This window comes from Mycobacterium intermedium (genome assembly GCF_002086275.1).
Classification (GTDB): Bacteria; Actinomycetota; Actinomycetes; order Mycobacteriales; family Mycobacteriaceae; genus Mycobacterium; species Mycobacterium intermedium.
Map to the genome: position 1 here is coordinate 75798 of NZ_MVHT01000005.1, position 18699 is coordinate 94496.

18 protein-coding genes are annotated in these 18699 nt (G+C 66.5%); 11 read left to right on the forward strand and 7 right to left on the reverse strand.

The genetic code is table 11. From position 1 onward, the window contains the following. The 6 genes from BST27_RS03115 to BST27_RS03140 all read left to right on the forward strand — a co-directional run bounded on the left by BST27_RS03115 (position 1) and on the right by BST27_RS03140 (position 7160). Entirely contained in the window at positions 1-1257 is a 1257-nt protein-coding gene (locus BST27_RS03115) for a winged helix-turn-helix domain-containing protein (RefSeq protein ID WP_197518140.1), read from the forward strand. Further along, the gene (locus tag BST27_RS03120; RefSeq protein ID WP_069420350.1) at positions 1257-2633 is read left to right on the forward strand and encodes a class I SAM-dependent DNA methyltransferase; all 1377 of its coding nucleotides are present in this window, start codon (positions 1257-1259) and stop codon (positions 2631-2633) included. Before BST27_RS03115 ends, BST27_RS03120 begins: the two co-directional genes overlap by 1 nt. Then, on the forward strand, positions 2624-3673 hold the full coding sequence (locus tag BST27_RS03125) for a restriction endonuclease subunit S (protein ID WP_069420349.1): 1050 nt from the start codon (positions 2624-2626) through the stop codon (positions 3671-3673). The genes BST27_RS03120 and BST27_RS03125 overlap by 10 nt, the downstream gene beginning before the upstream one ends. A 30-nt stretch (positions 3674-3703) precedes the next feature. Beyond that, positions 3704-4456: an FAD-dependent thymidylate synthase gene (thyX, locus tag BST27_RS03130; protein WP_069420398.1), complete on the forward strand. Its 753-nt coding sequence runs from the start codon at positions 3704-3706 to the stop codon at positions 4454-4456. A 116-nt stretch (positions 4457-4572) separates the two neighbouring features. Continuing rightward, a complete protein-coding gene (dapA, locus tag BST27_RS03135) occupies positions 4573-5475 on the forward strand; it encodes a 4-hydroxy-tetrahydrodipicolinate synthase (RefSeq protein ID WP_069420348.1) in 903 nt (300 codons plus the stop codon). Between the two features lie 8 nt (positions 5476-5483). Continuing rightward, positions 5484-7160, forward strand: a complete 1677-nt coding sequence (locus BST27_RS03140) for a ribonuclease J (RefSeq protein ID WP_069420347.1) — start codon at positions 5484-5486, stop codon at positions 7158-7160. Between the two features lie 7 nt (positions 7161-7167). Here the strand turns inward: BST27_RS03140 and BST27_RS03145 are convergent, their stop codons facing one another. From BST27_RS03145 to BST27_RS03160, 4 genes are all read right to left on the reverse strand, one after another. After that, on the reverse strand, positions 7168-8049 hold the full coding sequence (locus BST27_RS03145; protein WP_069420346.1) for an SAM-dependent methyltransferase: 882 nt from the start codon (positions 8047-8049) through the stop codon (positions 7168-7170). A 10-nt stretch (positions 8050-8059) separates the two neighbouring features. Continuing rightward, positions 8060-8878, reverse strand: a complete 819-nt coding sequence (locus BST27_RS03150; protein ID WP_139804987.1) for a mycofactocin-coupled SDR family oxidoreductase — start codon at positions 8876-8878, stop codon at positions 8060-8062. Continuing rightward, entirely contained in the window at positions 8875-9189 is a 315-nt protein-coding gene (locus BST27_RS03155) for a putative quinol monooxygenase (protein ID WP_069420344.1), read from the reverse strand. Before BST27_RS03155 ends, BST27_RS03150 begins: the two co-directional genes overlap by 4 nt. A gap of 76 nt (positions 9190-9265) precedes the next feature. Beyond that, positions 9266-10246 (reverse strand): LptM family lipoprotein, encoded by a 981-nt coding sequence (locus BST27_RS03160; protein ID WP_139804988.1) that lies wholly within the window; start codon positions 10244-10246, stop codon positions 9266-9268. Between the two features lie 180 nt (positions 10247-10426). Here BST27_RS03160 and BST27_RS03165 point away from each other — a divergent pair, with 180 nt between their 5' ends. Further along, a complete protein-coding gene (locus BST27_RS03165) occupies positions 10427-12970 on the forward strand; it encodes an FtsK/SpoIIIE family DNA translocase (protein WP_079219725.1) in 2544 nt (847 codons plus the stop codon). 36 nt (positions 12971-13006) lie between these two features. Here the strand turns inward: BST27_RS03165 and BST27_RS03170 are convergent, their stop codons facing one another. Next, a complete protein-coding gene (locus BST27_RS03170) occupies positions 13007-13522 on the reverse strand; it encodes an amino-acid N-acetyltransferase (RefSeq protein ID WP_069420341.1) in 516 nt (171 codons plus the stop codon). 85 nt (positions 13523-13607) lie between these two features. Between BST27_RS03170 and pgsA the strand changes: the two genes are divergently transcribed. From pgsA to pspM, 4 genes are all read left to right on the forward strand, one after another. Further along, positions 13608-14195 carry a CDP-diacylglycerol--glycerol-3-phosphate 3-phosphatidyltransferase gene (gene pgsA / locus BST27_RS03175; RefSeq protein ID WP_069420340.1) on the forward strand — a complete coding sequence of 196 codons (588 nt, stop codon included), beginning with the start codon at positions 13608-13610 and terminating at the stop codon, positions 14193-14195. An 84-nt stretch (positions 14196-14279) separates the two neighbouring features. Continuing rightward, positions 14280-14594, forward strand: a complete 315-nt coding sequence (gene clgR, locus BST27_RS03180; RefSeq protein WP_069420339.1) for a transcriptional regulator ClgR — start codon at positions 14280-14282, stop codon at positions 14592-14594. Positions 14595-14710: 116 nt separating this feature from the next. Then, positions 14711-15523, forward strand: coding sequence for a phage shock protein PspA (gene pspA / locus BST27_RS03185; RefSeq protein ID WP_069420338.1), 813 nt, complete (start codon positions 14711-14713; stop codon positions 15521-15523). A 17-nt stretch (positions 15524-15540) separates the two neighbouring features. Continuing rightward, positions 15541-16362, forward strand: coding sequence for a phage shock envelope stress response protein PspM (pspM, locus tag BST27_RS03190; RefSeq protein ID WP_069420337.1), 822 nt, complete (start codon positions 15541-15543; stop codon positions 16360-16362). A 29-nt stretch (positions 16363-16391) separates the two neighbouring features. Here pspM and BST27_RS03195 read toward each other — a convergent pair whose 3' ends face one another. Together BST27_RS03195 and BST27_RS03200 are read right to left on the reverse strand one after the other, a co-directional pair. Next, positions 16392-18026 (reverse strand): PE family protein, encoded by a 1635-nt coding sequence (locus tag BST27_RS03195; RefSeq protein WP_083148373.1) that lies wholly within the window; start codon positions 18024-18026, stop codon positions 16392-16394. 218 nt (positions 18027-18244) lie between these two features. After that, entirely contained in the window at positions 18245-18679 is a 435-nt protein-coding gene (locus BST27_RS03200; protein ID WP_069421072.1) for a limonene-1,2-epoxide hydrolase family protein, read from the reverse strand. Positions 18680-18699: the final 20 nt, after the last annotated feature.

Here is an 18699-nt window from a genome sequence, read left to right on the forward strand (position 1 = left end):
TTGTCCGACCGGGCCGGTATTCTCGGCGCCGTGTCGATTGCGACGCACCGGCTTACCGCAGCGCAAGCCCGGCGGATAGCTGTTGCGGCCCAAGGATTTAGCGAACCCCGCCCCGCTGGCGCCATCACGCGCGGGCACCTGCGTCGCCTGATATCCCGAATCCAAGTGCTGCAACTGGATTCGGTGTCGGTGGCCGTGCGCGCCCACTACGCCCCGGTGTTCAGCCGGTTGGGACACTACGACCGGGACCTCCTCGACAACGTCGCCTGGGGTCCGCCGCGTAAGCGCCTGTTGGTCGAATACTGGGCGCACGAGGCCGCGCTGATGGCCGTCGACGACTGGCCGCTGCTGCGGTGGCGGATGCGGCAGTATCGACACGGCCGCTGGGGCACGCACATCGTCAAGGCCAACCTCAAGCTTGCCGACGAGATCGTCGCCGCCGTCACCGAACTCGGGCCCAGCACGGCCGGGCAGATCGAGGCTTACCTCGAGGCCGAACCGCGCGGCGCGAAGGGGCCCTGGTGGGGACGCAGCGACACGAAATGGGTGGCCGAGGCGCTGTTCGCCTCGGGAGTGCTGACGACGGCCACCCGGGTCGGCTTCGCGCGCCATTACGACCTGGTCGAGCGGGTGCTGCCCGCCCACGTGCTGGCCCGGCAGGTCGACGACGACGAGGCCGTCCGGGAACTCACCTTGCGGGCCGCCACCGCGCTCGGGGTCGCCACCGAGGCCGACATCCGCGACTACTTCCGCCTGTCGGCCCAGCAGGTCAAACCGGTCATTGCGGAGTTGGTCGCGGCAGGCGAGGTCGAACGTGTGGACGTCGAAGGGTGGTCGGCGCCGGCGTACCTGCGGGCCGGGCAGAAAGTGCCACGTGTCGACCGGGGGACCGCCTTGCTGTGTCCCTTCGACCCGCTGATCTTCTTTCGGCCGCGGGTGGAGCGGTTGTTTGATTTCCACTACCGCATCGAGATCTACACCCCCGCGGCCAAGCGCCGGTACGGCTATTACGTGTGGCCGTTTCTGCTGGACGGGCGTCTCGTCGGGCGGGTCGACCTCAAAGCCGACCGCGACGCGGGCACACTACGGGTCGTGGGTGCGTTCGCCGAACCCGATGCGCCGCGCAACGCGGTCGCCGCGGCGCTGGCCGGCGAGTTGACGACGATGGCGAGCTGGCTGGGACTGGGCGGCGTCACCGTCTCCGGCCGCGGTGACCTGGCCGCGCCGTTGCGTGGCGCCGCCAAACGAGCCGGCTGATGGACCCGCTGAAGGGCACGCTGTGGAAGGCGGCGGACAAGCTGCGCGGTTCCCTTTCGGCCAGCCAGTACAAGGACGTCGTGCTCGGGTTGGTGTTCCTGCAGTACGCCGCGGACGGACACTGGAAGTCGTTGGCGGACAAAGCTAAATCTCCCGACATCGGTCAGCTGATCGATGCGGCGATGGGTGCAGTGATGGCGGGTGATCCGGCCCTGTCCGGGACCCTGCCGCAGCGATACCACACCCTCGACCAGCGACGGCTCGGCGAACTGGTCGAACTGCTCGCCGATACCCGGATAACCAGGCGCGTCGACCACCCCGCGCGTGACCTGATGGGGGAGGTGTACGAGTACTTCCTGGGCAATTTCGCGCGCGCGGAAGGGCGCCGGGGTGGGGAATTCTTCACCCCGCCCAGCATCGTGAGGCTGATGGTCGAAGTCCTAGAACCCACCAGCGGACGAGTCTACGACCCGTGCTGCGGCTCGGGCGGGATGTTCGTGCAGACCGACAAGTTCCTGCGCTGCCAGGACGGCGACATCAGGGACGTCGCCATCTACGGACAGGAAAGCGTCGAAGAAACCTGGCGAATGGCAAGGATAAACCTCGCCATCCACGGGATAGACAACACCGGAATCGTCCGCGGCGACACCTTTGTCGCCGACTTGCACGACGGCCTGCAGATGGATTACGTGATGGCCAATCCTCCGTTCAACATCAAGGATTGGTCCCGCGACGAACACGATCCGCGCTGGCGATACGGCGTTCCTCCCGCCACCAACGCGAATTTCGCCTGGATCCAGCACATTCTGCAAAAGCTGGCCCCGGGCGGCCAGGCCGGAGTCGTCATGACCAACGGGTCGATGTCGTCCACCGCGGGCGGCGAGGGCGCCATTCGAGCCCGTATCGTCGACGCGGACCTGGTCTCGTGCCTGGTCGCACTGCCCACCCAACTGTTCCGAAGCACCGGAATTCCGGTGTGCCTGTGGTTTTTCGCCAGAGACAAAGGGCACCGGGGTGGTCAGGTGCTGTTCATCGACGCACGTAGCTTCGGGTACTTGGTGGACCGCGCCGAGCGTGCGTTGACGGACGAAGAGATCGGCCGCATCGGCAACACATATCACGCGTGGCGCACCAAACACTCTGAATACCAAGACATTCCGGGGTTCTGTAAGTCAACGACGTTGGACCAGATCAGGGCCGCGGGCTATGTGCTCACGCCCGGCCGGTATGTGGATGCCCCCACGCCCAAGAGCGACGCCGAGCCCCTCGACAACAAAATCGCGCGGTTGACCACCGAGTTGCTCACCGCGCTCGACGAATCCGCTCGGCTGGACGACGTCGTCCGCAAGGAAGTGGAGCGGCTGCGATGGAGGTGAAGCTGGGGGACCAACTGGAATTGCGCAGCGGCAAGAGCCCACCGCGACGGGCGAAGACGGGGCCGTATCCCATCTACGGAGCCAACGGCGTGATCGGGTACGCCGCAGAACACAATGCCAACGGACCGCTCATCGTCATCGGTCGGGTCGGATCTTATTGCGGCAGTGTGCGTTTCTGTGACACCGACGTCTGGGTCACCGAAAACGCGCTGATCTGCCGGGCGAGAAATCCCGATGAGACCCGGTTTTGGTACTACGCGCTGCAGACCTGCCGGCTCAATGAACACCGATCCGGATCGGGACAGCCGCTACTCAATCAGCGAACGCTGCACGATCTTTCCCTGCAGACCGTCGACGCCGACGACCGCGTGCGGATCGCCGCACTGCTCGGGGCGCTGGACGACAAGATCGTCGCCAACCGGCGCGTGGTCGACGCCGCCGAGGCGCTGATGGTAGCCACCGTCGCATCGATCACCGGCTACGTACCGCTGTCGGAACTGGCAATTCGGTCGACCGGCCTGGTCAACCCCTCCGACTTCGACGACGTCGTCGCCCATTTCAGCCTTCCGGCGTTCGACGACGGCGGGCGACCGCAGGTTGTCGCCGGTGCGTCGGTGAAGAGCGCCAAATTCCTGATATCGGCGCCCTGCGTGTTGTTCGCCAAACTGAACCCCGGGCGGCCGCGAATCTGGAACGTGATGGGACTTCCTCCGCAAATGGCCTTGGCGAGTACCGAGTTCGTTGTCCTGAGCCCCGTCGGCATCGATACGTCGGCCCTGTGGGCGGCGGTGCGACAGCCGGAGATATCGCGCACGTTGCGGCAGCGCGTCGACGGCACCTCGGGCAGCCACCAACGCATCCGGCCGGACGAACTGCTCGACATGCCGGTGCGAGACGTCAGGCGGCTGTCCGCCGGCGAACTGCAGACGATCACGTACCTGGGTGAACTCTGTCATGCGCGCCGCAACGACAACGTGCGGCTTGCCGCCCTCCGTGACACCCTGCTGCCGCCGCTGGTATCGGGGGAGCTCCGGCTGTAACCGCAGAGTCATCGGGTTAGGGTGAGCGCCGTGGCCCAGACCGCGCCGCTACGCGTGCAGCTGATCGCCAAGACCGACTTCTTGGCGCCACCCGACGTGCCCTGGACGACCGATGCCGACGGGGGTCCCGCGCTGGTCGAGTTCGCCGGCCGGGCCTGCTATCAGAGCTGGTCGAAGCCCAACCCGAAGACCGCGACGAACGAGAGCTATATCCGGCACATCATCGACGTCGGCCACTTTTCGGTCCTCGAACACGCCAGCGTGTCGTTCTACATCACCGGCATCTCGCGGTCCTGCACCCACGAACTGATCCGGCATCGGCACTTCTCCTACTCGCAGCTGTCGCAGCGCTACGTGCCCGAGCACGACTCGCAGGTGGTCGTGCCGCCCGGCGTGGAAGGCGACCCCGAGCTGGAGCGGATTCTCACCGAGGCCGCCGACGCCAGCCGCGCCGCCTACACCGAGCTGCTGGCCAAGCTGGAAGCCAAGTTCGCCGACCAACCGACCGCGGCGCTGCGTCGCAAACAGGCACGTCAGGCCGCTCGCGCCGTGCTACCGAATGCGACCGAAACCCGCATCGTGGTGACCGGCAACTACCGCGCCTGGCGGCACTTCATCGCGATGCGCGCCAGCGAGCACGCCGACGTGGAGATCCGGCGGCTCGCCATCGAATGCCTGCGACGCCTGGTCGACGTGGCTCCGGCGGTGTTCGCCGACTTCGAAATCACCGCATTGGCCGACGGCACCGAGGTCGCGACCAGCCCGTTGGCGACCGAAGCCTGACAGACATCGTTGGCGAGCGTGCGCAGATGTACCCGCCGACCCGGCGTGTCCTGGCACAACACGCACGCTCGCGCTGCTGGTAACCAGCTTGGTGGCGCCAGGTAATCTTTAACATCGTGAGCACCGTCGGATTCGACGCCCCAGCACGCCTGGGGACCCTGCTGACCGCGATGGTCACCCCGTTCGGGCCCGACGGCTCCTTGGACACCGCCACCGCGGCGCGGCTGGCGAACCACCTGGTAGACCAGGGCTGCGATGGCCTGGTGGTCTCCGGAACGACCGGCGAGTCGCCCACCACCACCGACGAGGAGAAGCTCGAACTGCTGCGGGTGGTCCTCGAGGCGGTGGGCGATCGCGCTCGCATCATTGCCGGTGCGGGAACCTATGACACCGCCCACAGCGTCAAGCTGGCCAAAGCCTGCGCTGCCGAGGGCGCGCACGGACTGCTGGTCGTCACGCCCTACTACTCGAAGCCCCCGCAGGCCGGATTGCTGGCGCACTTCACCGCCGTGGCGGATGCCACCGAGTTGCCGGTGCTGCTCTACGACATCCCGCCCCGCTCGGTCGTGCCGATCGAGCCCGCCACGCTGCGCGCACTCGCGGCGCACCCCAACATCGTGGGCGTCAAGGACGCCAAGGCCGACCTGCACAGCGCCGGACAGGTCATGGCGGACACCGGTCTCGCGTACTACTCGGGCGACGACGCCCTCAACCTGCCCTGGCTGGCGATGGGCGCCACCGGTTTCATCAGCGTGATTTCGCATGTTGCGGCGGGTCAGCTGCGGGAGCTGCTGTCCGCGTTCCAGTCCGGCGACATCGCCACCGCACGCAAGATCAACCTCTCCGTCGCGCCGCTGTGCAATGCGATGGCCCGGTTGGGTGGGGTGACCCTGTCCAAGGCGGGTCTGCGGCTGCAGGGCATCGAGGTCGGTGATCCCCGGCTGCCGCAGGTCGCCGCGACGCCGGAGCAGATCGACGCGCTGGCCGCCGACATGCGCGCGGCCTCGGTACTGCGGTAGGTCCGCAGGTGGATTCCGAACTCGCTCCACCGGGCCCCCTGCCCGCGGGCGGGCTGCGGATCACCGCGCTGGGCGGCATCAGCGAAATCGGCCGCAACATGACGGTTTTCGAGCATCTAGGCCGACTGCTGATCATCGACTGCGGAGTGATGTTCCCCACCCACGACGAGCCCGGTGTCGACCTGATCCTGCCGGACTTTCGTCACATCGAAGACCGGCTCGACGACATCGAGGCGTTGGTGCTGACGCACGCGCACGAAGACCACATCGGCGCCATCCCGTTCCTGCTCAAGTTGCGACCCGACATCCCGGTCGTCGGCTCCAAATTCACCCTGGCGCTGGTCGCCGCCAAATGCCGTGAGCACCGCATCAAACCGGTGTTCATCGAGGTCAAAGAGGGCCAGAGCTCCAAACACGGCGTATTCGAGTGCGAATACTTCGCGGTCAACCACTCGATCCCGGACGCACTGGCCATCGCCGTCTACACCGGTGCGGGAACGATATTGCACACCGGGGACATCAAACTCGACCAGCAACCGCTCGACCGCCGCCCCACCGACCTGCCCGGAATGTCTCGGCTCGGTGATGCCGGCGTGGACCTGTTCCTGTGCGACTCGACCAACGCCGAGCACCCGGGGGTCGGACCGTCGGAAAGCGAGATCGGCCCGACCCTGCACCGGCTGATCCGCGGAGCCGAGGGCCGCGTGATCGTGGCCTGCTTCGCATCCAACGTCGACCGGGTGCAGCAAATCATCGATGCCGCAGTGGCATTGGGCCGACGGGTGTCGTTCGTCGGTCGGTCGATGGTGCGCAACATGAGCATCGCGCGCGAGCTGGGATTTCTGCGGGTGGCCGACTCCGACATCATCGACATTTCGGCCGCTGAGGAGATGCCGCCCGAACAAGTCGTGTTGGTCACCACCGGCACCCAGGGTGAGCCGATGGCGGCACTGTCGCGCATGTCGCGCGGCGAGCACCGCAGCATCACGCTGACCGCAGGTGACCTGGTGGTGTTGTCGTCGTCACTGATTCCTGGCAACGAGGAAGCGGTTTACGGCGTGATCGACGCGCTGGCCAAGATCGGGGCCAGGGTTGTCACCAACGCCCAAGCGCGGGTACATGTTTCGGGTCACGCATATGCCGGCGAGCTGCTCTTCCTGTACAACGGGGTGCGGCCGCGTCACGTCATGCCGGTGCACGGCACCTGGCGGCACCTGCGTGCCAACGCCAAGTTGGCGGCCAGCACCGGTGTCCCGCCGGAGGCAATCTTGTTGGCGGAGAACGGTGTCAGCGTCGACCTCGTCGCCGGCAAGGCCAGCATTTCGGGCGCGGTGCCGGTCGGCAAGATGTTCGTCGACGGCTTGATCACCGGCGATGTCGGCGACATCACCCTGGGCGAGCGGCTGATCTTGTCCGAAGGCTTCGTGGCGGTGACGGTTGTGGTCCAACGCGGCACCGGGCGGCCCGTCGTTACGCCGCACTTGAATTCGCGGGGCTTCTCGGAAGATCCCAAGGCCCTCGAGCCCGCCGTGCGTAGGGTCGAGGCGGAGATGGAACAGCTGGTGGCCAACAATGTCACCGATCCCATCCGGATCGCTCAAGGCGTGCGCCGCACCGTCGGCAAGTGGGTGGGGGAGACCTACCGCCGCCAGCCGATGATCGTCCCGACCGTCATCGAAGTTTGACGCCCGCTCAGACCTCTTCGACCTTTTCTGCGTAAGCCGACCATTCGATCTGTGATGCCTTGAGTTTGCGGCCGGTGGGCGCTATGTAACGCTGCACCAGCTCGTCAGGCCCGGCTTGTTCTATCAGCCGCCAGCCGTACTCGGCGAGGAAGTCGGCGACCTCTTCGGGCGCTAACCCGAAGTGCCACAATTGGCGTCGCTGCCGCACCGACCGGTACAGCGTCCGGGTGCCATAGCGATTGGTGCCGTCGATGAAGTCTTTGCGCACATAGGTGAACACGATGCGACTGCCCGGCGCGGCTGGGCGCAGCCCCTCCAGGGTGCGTCGGACCGCGTTCTCGGTGAGGTATTGGGTCACGCCCTCACAGATGAACAACACCCGGTAGTCGGGGAGGTAGCCGTACTCGGCCAAGGAGGTCAGCAGGTCGTCGCGCTCGAAGTCGACCGCGACCAGCCGCACCGACAGCGGGAACTGCCCCAAGACCCGACGCACCGTTTTCGCCTTGCGCGCCACGTTGACGGGCAGGTCGACCTCGAAGACCGGCCTGCGCACCTGTCGGGTCAACCGGTAGGGCAGCGTGTCCAATCCCGCGCCAAGGATGACGACGGCGTCGATGTCACCGAGCGACTCGGCCAGCTTGTCGGCGATAAAGCGCTTGCGGCAGGCCAAGTTTGCCCACAGTCCGCGGCCGGACCACTCCGAGGCGCGGACGAGCAGGCGGCGCAACGGGGTCAACCGGGTCGTTGCGACCAGCAGCCGGAGCGGTGCCGGCAAGAACAAGTCGGCCAGATCGTCGTCGACGAGGCGTCGCTCTGGTGGCTCATTCTGTTCCACCGCCGCCAGCACCATGGGGCCAAGGGCGGTCTGTGCTACGGGATTTCGTGCCATGGCGCGCCGCCTACCGTTTGTTCACACACCCCGCGTCAACCGGCAGCGCGACGCCGGTGACGTAGCGGGCTTGATCAGACACCAGCCACGCTACCGCGTCGGCGATGTCGTCGGCCTGCATGATCGCCACCGGCAGCGCATTGCCTCCGCCGGTGCCTCCCTGGTCGGCCATATCGGCCAGCCACCGCCGGGTGAACTCGTTGTTGATCATCAGCGTATTCACCCCCGACGGATGCACCGAGTTTACCCTAATGCTGTGCGGTGCAAGGAGATTGGCGTATAGACGCATCAGCCCCACCATGCCGTGCTTGGCTGCGGTGTAGCCGATGGAGCCGGCGTCGGAGCTGCCGAACCCGGCCAGTCCCGCGGCCGAACTGATCAGCACGATCGACCCTCCGGTGCCCTGCTCGATCATCGTCGGGATCGCGACGTCCACGGTGTGGTAGGCGCCGGTGAGGTTGACGTCGATGACGTCGTACCAGCCGTCGCTGCCGGCCTGCATCGGCGCGATGCCCGCGTTCGCCACGACGATGTCGAGCCTGCCGAACTCGTCAAGGCCGGCCTGCAGTGCGGCGGCCAGCGAGGCGCGATCGCGGACATCGGCTTGTTCGGCGACGATGCGGGCGCCGGTGTCCTCGACCAGCTTGACCGTGTCAGCCAGGTCCTCCGCGGTGCCCAACGGATAAGGCACGCTGTCGATTTGGCCGCAGAGGTCGACGGCGATGATGTTCGCGCCGTCGGACGCCAGGCGCACCGCGTAGGCGCGGCCCTGGCCACGCGCTGCGCCGGTGATGAAGGCGACTTGGCCTTCCAGCGGCCGACCCATCAGGGTCGGATCTGTCCTTTGCTGGGGTCGCCCGCGGGAATCGGCTGCAGCATCTTGATGTCGGGCGGTCCGGCCAGGTGCTCACCGGCGGCGGTAAACATCTTGGCTACGGCGGGCGCGGTGCTGTGGGTCTTGAGTGCGTCTTCGTCAGCCCATTGCTCGACGAAGACGAACGTCTCACCCGTCTGGTGCAGCGAGTACAGGTCGCAGCCCGGTTCGCCGTGCACCTCTTCGACTGCGGTAGTGAGGATGTCGCGGACGGTGTCGACCGATTCCGGCTTGACGGTCAGGGTTGCGACAACGACGACGGGCACGTGGGGCCTCCTGGGAGAGTTTGCGCGCCTGCTACGGCGCGGACGCGGCGTGACTCCTAGTCACCCTAGTCTCCCGTCAGTCGCCCGTTCGTTCCAGGGAGATGTCGACTTGCTGTGCGGGGCATGATTCCGCGGCGTCGAAACGCATGGTCCCGGTGAGTCGCTGTAGCGGCCGATCCGCCGGTTGGGGAAGGGCGTATTCCTCGTGTTTCACCGTCTTGGCGACTCGGCCGTTGGGGCAGTTGACGTCGACGCGCTGGTTGAGCGCCCATTTGCCGTTGTCGAACAGCAACGAATTCACGATTTGGGTCTGAGTTGCCGACAGGAAGGACCTGAACGTCGCGCAGATATCGGTGTTGCGTACGCATGTTGTCTGCAGGAAGACCCGTCGTACTCCCGGCCGCGATCGCTCATCACCCCGAAGCACGCTGGTCTCGTTGTAGTGCCCGTGCAGGCCGTTGGGCGCGGACGCGGTCGGCGAAAGTGATGCCTGCCTGGCAGGATTCGCAACCGCGACATTCAGATCGACGTCACCCACGCGCTTCACCCTGATCGGCGTCTGAGTCGCCACGCCGCAGTCCGGATTCGGGTTCATTGCCACCGACGAAGTTCCGTTCAGCGTGCCGTCGGGTTGAGGTTGCAGGATCCACACGGTGATGGCCGGGCCGTGGGAAGTGCTGTCGGTGCACGTTGCGTCCTCGCGGACCGCCATTTGCCAATGCCCGTTGACGTAGTCGAGCACCAGGTCTACCGCCGGATCCGACTTCTTCTTCGGGTTGCCGTCCTCCAGCTTTGTCGCCGTCGCGATGCATCCGGTTTCGAGGCACGTGGAGCGGACGGCGTACAGGCGCGTCCGGGAGTTGGTGGGCTTGAGTTCGCCACCCGCGAGTTGTTGAGCTCCGTCGAAATCAAATTGATAAGTGCCCTCGAAGCTGGGTGCGGATGGCAGGGGGGGCTTGGTCGATGTGTCAGCGGGCCCGCGTGAGCCACAGGCGCTCAGCATCGCGATGCCGAGGACGATGGCGCAGGCTTTGCGGATTGTCCGCATGTGTGGCATGTGTCGATCTCCCCTCTAGCACTCGTCGAAAAAAACGGGACCGCAGCGGGCCAGTCCAGGCAGTCATAGCAGCCTGGCAGTCATAGAAGCATTTCAGCCGCGGAACGCGAAATTGCGACCGCTCTCGTTACCAGTGTGGCGGTTGGTGCAGATGGTGTTTTTGGGACTAGGCTTGCGGGCATGGCTAATAAGACCGCAGCCCGCTCAGCAAGCCGAACGAGCAGGTCAAAGGCCACTTCCCGGGCTTCGACCCGAAACGGGCGGCCCAACGCGCCGCGGAAGAGGCCCAGCGCGCCGGCGAGGCGGGTGACCAAGCGCCCAACGCGGCGCAACCAGTCGATGCTGGTAGCGGTCGGACTTACCGGTGGCCGTGCCATGCGCGCCGCCTGGATGCTGGCCGCCAGGACCACCGGTTCCGCAGCGCGGTCGATCGGGCGGGCACGTGAAATCGAACCCGGACACCGTCGGGACGGCATCGCGCTGGTGCTGCTGGCCCTTGCCGTCGTCGTCGCCGCCAGCTCCTGGTTCCACGCCGCTGGGCCGGTCGGTGCCTGGGTGGACGTGGTGTTGCGGACGTTCATCGGCTCGACCGTCGTGCTGCTGCCGTTGATCGCTTTCGCGATAGCGATTGTGCTGATGCGCACGCAGCCCAATCCCGACACGCGGCCTCGGCTGATCCTGGGCGGCTGCCTCATCGCGCTGGCGGTTCTCGGCCTGCGCCACCTGTGGGCGGGTTCTCCTGAAACACCGGAGTTGCGCCGGGGCGCGGCGGGCTTCGTCGGTTTCGCCATCGGGGGGCCGTTGTCGGACGGGTTGACCCCGTGGATCGCGGCGCCGTTGCTGTTCATCGTTGCCCTGTTCGGGCTGCTGCTGCTGACCGGCATCACCATTCGCGAGGTGCCCGAGACCTTGCGTCACATGTTCAGCACCCGACTCTTCCAGGGCCCTTACCTGGATGAATATGAGGAGGAAGACGGGTACGACGAGGACGGGAACGTCCAGGACTTCGCCGGTGACGACGCGGACACCGTGGAGGTCATGCCCGAAGACTTCTCCGACGGGTACTACGACGCCTCCGTTGACAACGGCCTGCCCGCCTGGCCGTCGGCGCAATCTCCGAGCACCGAACCCGACGAGCCTGCCGCACCCGCAGCCGAGCCCGCCTCGCGCAGCCGTCGCCGCGGCGCGCGCAAGGAAACCCAAGTGCTGGACCGGGTGGTCGAAGGTCCTTACACGCTGCCGTCGCTCGATCTGCTGATCGCCGGCGATCCGCCCAAGAAGCGCAGTGCCGCCAACACGCATATGGCCGGCGCCATCAGCGACGTGCTCACCCAGTTCAAGGTGGACGCGGCGGTCACCGGCTGCACGCGCGGCCCGACCGTCACCCGTTACGAGGTCGAACTGGGGCCAGGCGTGAAGGTGGAGAAGATCACCGCACTGCAGAAGAACATCGCCTACGCGGTGGCCACCGAGAGCGTCCGCATGCTGGCCCCGATTCCCGGGAAGTCCGCGGTCGGCATCGAGGTGCCCAACACCGACCGGGAAATGGTGCGTCTGGCCGATGTGCTCACCGCGCCGTCGACCCGTCGGGACCACCACCCGTTGGTGATCGGCCTGGGTAAGGACATCGAGGGCGACTTCATCTCGGCCAATCTGGCCAAGATGCCGCACCTGCTGGTGGCGGGATCCACCGGGTCGGGCAAGTCCAGCTTCGTCAATTCGATGCTGATCTCGCTGCTGACCAGGGCCACTCCGGAAGAGGTCAGGATGATCCTGATCGACCCGAAAATGGTGGAACTGACGCCGTATGAAGGCATTCCGCACCTGATCACGCCGATCATCACCCAGCCGAAGAAAGCGGCGGCAGCGCTGGCCTGGCTGGTCGAGGAGATGGAGCAGCGGTACCAGGACATGCAGGCGTCCCGGGTGCGCCACATCGACGACTTCAACGAAAAGGTGCGCTCCGGTGCCATCACCGCGCCGCTGGGCAGTCAGCGGGTGTATCAGCCCTACCCCTATGTCGTGGCGATCGTCGACGAGTTGGCCGACCTCATGATGACCGCGCCACGCGACGTCGAAGACGCGATCGTGCGGATCACCCAGAAGGCGCGTGCGGCGGGCATCCATCTGGTGCTGGCCACCCAGCGCCCGTCGGTGGACGTGGTCACCGGCCTGATCAAGACGAACGTGCCGTCACGGTTGGCGTTTGCGACGTCGTCGCTCACCGATAGCCGGGTGATCTTGGACCAGGCGGGTGCCGAGAAGTTGATCGGCATGGGCGACGGCCTGTTCCTCCCGATGGGGGCCAGCAAGCCGATCCGGCTGCAGGGCGCCTACATCAGCGACGAGGAGATCCAAGCCGTCGTCGCCGCCTGCAAGGACCAGGCCGAACCCGAGTACACCGAGGGCGTGACCACGGCGAAGACGAGCGGCGAACGCGCCGAGATCGACGCGGACATCGGCGACGACTTGGAGCTGTTGCTGCAGGCAGTTGAGCTGGTGGTGTCCAGCCAGTTCGGCTCGACGTCGATGCTGCAGCGCAAGCTGAGGGTGGGTTTTGCCAAGGCCGGGCGGTTGATGGATCTGATGGAGACCCGCGGCATCGTCGGACCCAGCGAGGGGTCGAAGGCGCGCGAGGTGCTGGTCAAGCCCGACGAACTGGCCGGGACCCTGGCGTTGATCCGGGGCGGCAGCAACGCCGATGGTGGGGGAGGCGAGGACTAGCCAGCGCAGCCATTCGCCCGCATCGACGCGCTTGCCTCACAGGTGCAACAGCATGCGGGTGTTGCCCAGGATGTTCGGCTTGACATAGCTGAGATCCAGAAACTCCGCGACGCCCATGTCGTAGGAGCGGCACATTTCCTCGAACACTTCGGCGGTTACCGGCGTGCCTTCGATCTCCTTGAATCCGTGTCTGCCGAAGAACTCGGTCTCAAATGTCAGCACGAAAAGCCGCTCCAACTGCAGGTCCCGGGCGACCTCGAGCAGCTTGTTCACGATCGCGTGCCCGATGCCGTGACCGGTCATGGAGGGATCGACTGCAACGGTGCGGATCTCGCCGAGATCGGACCACAAGACGTGCAACGCTCCGCAGCCGACGATCTTGCCCTGGTACTCGGCCACCCAAAACTCTTGCACCGCTTCGTAGAGGGTGACGAGGTTCTTTTCCAGCAAGATCTTTCCGGCGTAGGTGTCAACGAGCCGCTTTATCGCCGGGACGTCGGACGTTCGCGCGCGCCGAACCAGCGGCTGGATATCCCGTTGACTTTCGCTCACGTTTGAACAGTATCGACGTCGAAGGCGGTGTGAGCTGGTCAACCGTTATTCTGATGCCGTGTCGGGGCAGCCTCAAACAGGAGAGATGCCAGGCCGCGCCAGCATTGCCAACCTCGCCAATGTCCTGACCCTGTTGCGATTGCTGCTGGTCCCGATCTTCTTGTTCGCCCTGTTCTACGGTGACGGTCACCACTCGACCGCCCGGGTGGTGGCGTGGGCGATTTTCGCTGTTGCTTGCATCACCGACCGATTTGACGGGTTGCTGGCTCGAAATTACGGAATGGCGACCGAATTCGGTGCCTTTGTCGACCCGGTCGCGGACAAGACGCTGATCGGCTCGGCGTTGATCGGTCTGTCCATGCTCGGCGACCTGCCGTGGTGGATCACGGTGGTGATCATGGCTCGTGAGATCGGGGTGACGGTCCTGCGGTTGGCGGTGATCAGGCGCGGTGTAATCCCCGCCAGTTGGGGCGGCAAGGTCAAGACTTTGGTCCAGGCGGTGGCAATCGGGTTGTTTGTGCTACCCCTTTCGGGTCTCCTGCACACGGTTGCCAACGTCGTGATGGCCGTCGCGATCGTGCTGACCGTTGTCACCGGCATCGACTATGTGGCATCCACGGCGAAAGAAATTCGCCGCGCCCACCAGGATTCTCCTGCCAAACAAGATTCATAGGTTGTCCCGGGAACCACGCCGCCGCCGACTGCGTTCAGGTCAATAGATGCCGTCCAGGCGTGAACCCATACGAAGGAGACCACCATGGCGTCATTGGTACGCGAGGTCATCGGCGACGTGCTGCGCGAGGCCCGGACTTCGCAGAACCGGACGCTGCGCGAGGTATCAGATTCAGCGCGGGTCAGCCTGGGCTATCTGTCGGAGGTCGAGCGGGGCCGAAAGGAGCCGTCCAGCGAGTTGCTCACCTCGATTTGTGATGCGCTGCAGGTCCCGTTGTCGCACGTGCTCTTCGACGCCGCGGAGCGGATGGCGTCTGAGGAACGCGCCGAGAGCACTGCAACCATCGACGCCAGCACCAAGGTGGTCATTCCCCCGGTGGTGTCTCTCGCGGTAGCCTGACGGTCCTATTGCGACCAGATAGGCACACGGGGTGGGGCGATCCGCGCTGAACCGGTAATTTGAGCGACAGGGAATGCGCCCATCCGGCATACAAGTAACGAAGGCGGAGCTCACAGATGGCTAATCCGTTCGTCAAAGCGTGGAAGTACCTTATGGCGCTGTTCAACTCCAAGATTGACGAGCACGCCGACCCCAAAATCCAGATTCAGCAGGCCATCGAAGAAGCTCAGCGCAACCACCAAGCGCTGACCCAGCAGGCGGCCCAGGTGATCGGTAACCAGCGTCAGCTGGAGATGCGTCTTAACCGCCAGCTGGCGGACATCGAGAAATTGCAGGTCAACGTTCGGCAGGCGCTGACCCTGGCCGACCAGGCCACCTCCGCCGGAGACGCCGCGAAGGCGGCCGAATACAACAACGCCGCAGAGGCCTTCGCCGCCCAGCTGGTTACCGCAGAGCAGAACGTCGAGGACCTCAAGGCGTTGCACGACCAGGCGCTCGGTGCGGCCGCTCAGGCCAAGCGGGCCGTCGAGCAGAACGCCATGGTGCTGCAACAGAAGATCGCGGAGCGCACCAAGCTGCTCAGCCAGCTCGAGCAGGCCAAGATGCAGGAACAGGTCAGCGCGTCGTTGCGGTCGATGAGCGAGATTGCCGCCCCGGGGAACACCCCGAGCCTCGACGAGGTGCGCGACAAGATCGAACGTCGCTACGCCAACGCGCTCGGTTCGGCCGAACTCGCGCAGAGTTCGGTGCAGGGCCGCATGCTCGAGGTCCAGCAGGCCGGCATACAGATGGCCGGGCATTCCCGGCTCGAGCAAATTCGCGCGTCGATGCGCGGCGACGCGCTGCCTGCGGGTGGTGCGCCGGCTCCCGGGGTCACCCCGGCAACACCGGCTCCGCCCGCCCAGACCGAGAAGCCGTACGGGCAGTAAGGGTTCAGCGGTAACTGATGGCGGTCAAGTCGGGTCAGCGTGGTCTGTGGCGTGGGTTGTTGCAGCGCGGGTTCGACACTGCCGCCGACGTGGCCGACGTGGTCGCCCGCAAGATCAGCGCGGCCAGCGATCCACGGGCCCGATTGCTTCGCCGGCGCCGCCGAGCGCTGCGTTGGGCCTGGATTTTCACCTTCGGCTGCGTGTTCTGGGGCTTGGTGACGGCCGTTCTGGCGGCTTGGGGCTGGTTCACGCTACTGCTGCAGATCACCGGCGCCGTCGCTGCTTTCATGGCCTTCCCGGCCACGTTGCTGTTCTTCCGCTATTACGGGCTCAAGTCGGAGCCACTGCCGGCTGAGCGGCCGACGACGCTGCGTCGGCTGCCTCCGCCGGGTTCGGCCGCACGGCCGGCCATGTATGCGTTGGGTGCTTCCGAACGGGGGTTCTTTTCGCTGCTGGGCGTGTTGGAGCGGGGGGCGATGCTGCCGCCCGACGAGATTACGGACCTGACCAACGCGGCTAAGCGGACCTCAGCGGCGATGGCTGCCACGGCGGCCGAGGTGGTGTCGATGGAGCGAGCCGCGCACGACACACCATCGTCGCGTGATTACCTGGTGCCGACCATCAACGCGTACACCGCTCAGTTGGGCGCCGGCGTGCGTCAGTACAACGAAATGGTGACCGCCGCAGCGCATCTGGTCTCGGCTGCGAATGGGGATGGCGCCGGGGCCGTCACGCCGCTGGCGCAACAGCGCTACCGCGAAGAACTCACCGGCGCGACCGATCGCCTGCTTGGCTGGGCGCAGGCGTTCGACGAACTCGGTGGTTTGCGCCGGGCTTAGCTGAGGGCTCGCTCCGCGCGAGCTACCGGCTACGGGTACTGCAGGCCGTTTAGGCCGTTCAGCCCCAGCAACAGCCCGCCGGTGCCGCCGAGGCCGGCGACGGCACCAAAATTGGCGCTAACTCCGCTGTTGCCGCCGTTACCGCCGTTGCCCAACACGAAGGCGCTGCCGCCCTGACCGCCATTGCCGCCCTTGCCTACCAGCCCGTCGCCGCCGTTGCCGCCGTTGCCGCCGTCGCCGATCAACCCGCCTTTGCCGCCGGCGCCGCCGACACCGCCGTCGGTGCCGCCGTTCACGCCCGCGCCGCCGCCGCCGCCAGCTCCGCCGGAGCCGTAGAGCGCCCCCGCATTGCCACCGGCCCCGCCTGCCCCACCACTTGATCGACCCGACCCGCCGGAGCCGCCAGCGCCGCCATTGCCGATCAGGCCGCCGGTACCGCCGCCGCCGCCGGCGCCGCCGGCCGAGTTGGGTCCGATGCCATAGCCGCCGCTGCCGCCGCCGCCGCCGAGGCCCCACAACAGGCCCGCATTGCCGCCGTTACCGCCAGCGCCGGCGGTCCCACCAGCGGCGGTGACGTCGCCACCCGCGCCGCCGCCCCCGCCGGCGCCTAAGACCGTGCCGCCCGCGCCGCCCGCGCCGCCGCCACCGCCGGCCTTACCGCCGAAGCCGCCGTCCCCGCCGTCACCGCCGTAACCGAACAGCCCGCCGGTCCCGCCGGCACCGCCGTGGCCGCCCGTGCCAGCCGCGGCAAGGGCGGTGCCGCCGGCGCCGCCGTAGCCGCCGCCCGGGCCGAACAGTCCGCTGGCCCCGCCGGCCCCGCCGCTACCGCCGTTACCGTTAACGCTGGCGCCGCCGGCGCCGCCGGCCCCGCCGCCAGCGAATAGCCCACCAGCCCCGCCCGGGCCACCGCTGCCAGCGGCACCGCCCGTAGCGAAGTGAGAGGCGCCGCCCATGCCGCCAACGCCACCCGGGGTGAAGAGCCCACCGGCGCCGCCGGCACCGCCGGCCCCGCCGGTCCCGCCAGCAACAAGGTCGGCATAGCCGCCGTTGCCACCGGCCCCGGCGCTACCCGCCAGCAGCCCAGCTGCACCTCCGGCGCCGCCGGCCCCCCCGTTGGGAGTTGCGGCTGAAAGTCCGGCTCCGCCATCGCCGCCGCGGCCGCCGTTGCCGAACAGCCCGGCCGCCCCGCCGTTGCCGCCCTTCTGACCGCCGCCTTGGATGCCGGATCCGCCGTTACCGCCGTTGCCCCACAAGATCCCGCCGGCCCCGCCGTCCTGCCCGGAACCCGGTTTGGCGTTGGCGCCGTTGCCGATCAGGGGGCGTCCCAACGCAGCTAGGAAGGGCGCATTGATGGCGTCGAGCAGTGGCCCCAGCGGAGATACGGCGGCCGCCTCGGTGGCCGCATACGCGTTTGCGCCCCCCGTCAACGCCTGCACAAAGCTCTGATGAAACGCCGACGCTTGCGCGCTGATGGCCTGGTAGCTCTGGCCGTAGCTCGCGAACACCGAGGCGACGGCGGCCGAGATTTCATCGGCACCCGCTGCCAGCACTTCGATGGTGGGGCCCGAGGCGGCCGCACTGGCTTCGCCCACCGCCGAACCGACGCTTGCCAAGTCTGTTGCTGCCGCCGTCAAGAACTCGGGAGCCGCGATAACAAATGACATCCGGGACCTCCAAATACGCAATGGGTCAACAGAGCGTGCCTATCTGGGGGCCGCGAGCTCACCCTCGAGACTGGGCAGCAGAATCGTATAGCGGCTCGACCTGAATTTTTTCAGGTTTATTAAACTTGCGCCGAATTATTTTCCGGCGGGTGTCGGTTATCGCCGGGGGCAGCGGGCGATTTCGCCGAATGGATGTACGGTTTGCGCGCGTTGTGGAGCTACAGGGTCGGTTTCAGGGGCGGGATGACCAGCCCGACCAGACCCCGCGCCAACCCCTTGAGCATGTCGAACGCGTCCACATAATCGCGCCACAACGTGATTCGGCCGTCGCGCACCTCGAAGACTCCGCAGACCCAGAACTGGATTCGCAACGGGCCGAAAACCAACACGTCGGTGCGTTCGGTAAGCACCGCCGACCCGTCGGCCGCCACGCGGTGAATTTTCACCTCGAAGCCGATTCGCCCTTCCATCCTGCGTAGCAGCGCGGCGGTTCGCCGGCCGCCCTTGATCCGTGAATAACCGGCGTTCTCGTAAACGAGGTTGTCATCGAATGACGCCTCGACAGTGTCGAAATCCTCGTCCTGCAGTGCGTTGAGGAATCCTTCGACTACGCGGATGTTGTCAGTGGTCGTCGTCTGAGTGAGCTCAGTCATGGTCGCCAGCCTAGGCGAGC

What these genes read in the sequence shown, in the direction of transcription:
- BST27_RS03165 (WP_079219725.1), top strand. Translation starts at nt 10,427, where the DNA reads ATGGCTAATAAGACCGCAGCCCGCTCAGCAAGCCGAACGAGCAGGTCA.
- BST27_RS03195 (WP_083148373.1), bottom strand. Translation starts at nt 18,026, where the DNA reads ATGTCATTTGTTATCGCGGCTCCCGAGTTCTTGACGGCGGCAGCAACA.
- BST27_RS03200 (WP_069421072.1), bottom strand. Translation starts at nt 18,679, where the DNA reads ATGACTGAGCTCACTCAGACGACGACCACTGACAACATCCGCGTAGTC.
- BST27_RS03160 (WP_139804988.1), bottom strand. Translation starts at nt 10,246, where the DNA reads ATGCCACACATGCGGACAATCCGCAAAGCCTGCGCCATCGTCCTCGGC.
- pspA (WP_069420338.1), top strand. Translation starts at nt 14,711, where the DNA reads ATGGCTAATCCGTTCGTCAAAGCGTGGAAGTACCTTATGGCGCTGTTC.
- BST27_RS03145 (WP_069420346.1), bottom strand. Translation starts at nt 8,049, where the DNA reads ATGGCACGAAATCCCGTAGCACAGACCGCCCTTGGCCCCATGGTGCTG.
- pgsA (WP_069420340.1), top strand. Translation starts at nt 13,608, where the DNA reads ATGCCAGGCCGCGCCAGCATTGCCAACCTCGCCAATGTCCTGACCCTG.
- pspM (WP_069420337.1), top strand. Translation starts at nt 15,541, where the DNA reads ATGGCGGTCAAGTCGGGTCAGCGTGGTCTGTGGCGTGGGTTGTTGCAG.
- clgR (WP_069420339.1), top strand. Translation starts at nt 14,280, where the DNA reads ATGGCGTCATTGGTACGCGAGGTCATCGGCGACGTGCTGCGCGAGGCC.
- BST27_RS03125 (WP_069420349.1), top strand. Translation starts at nt 2,624, where the DNA reads ATGGAGGTGAAGCTGGGGGACCAACTGGAATTGCGCAGCGGCAAGAGC.
- BST27_RS03120 (WP_069420350.1), top strand. Translation starts at nt 1,257, where the DNA reads ATGGACCCGCTGAAGGGCACGCTGTGGAAGGCGGCGGACAAGCTGCGC.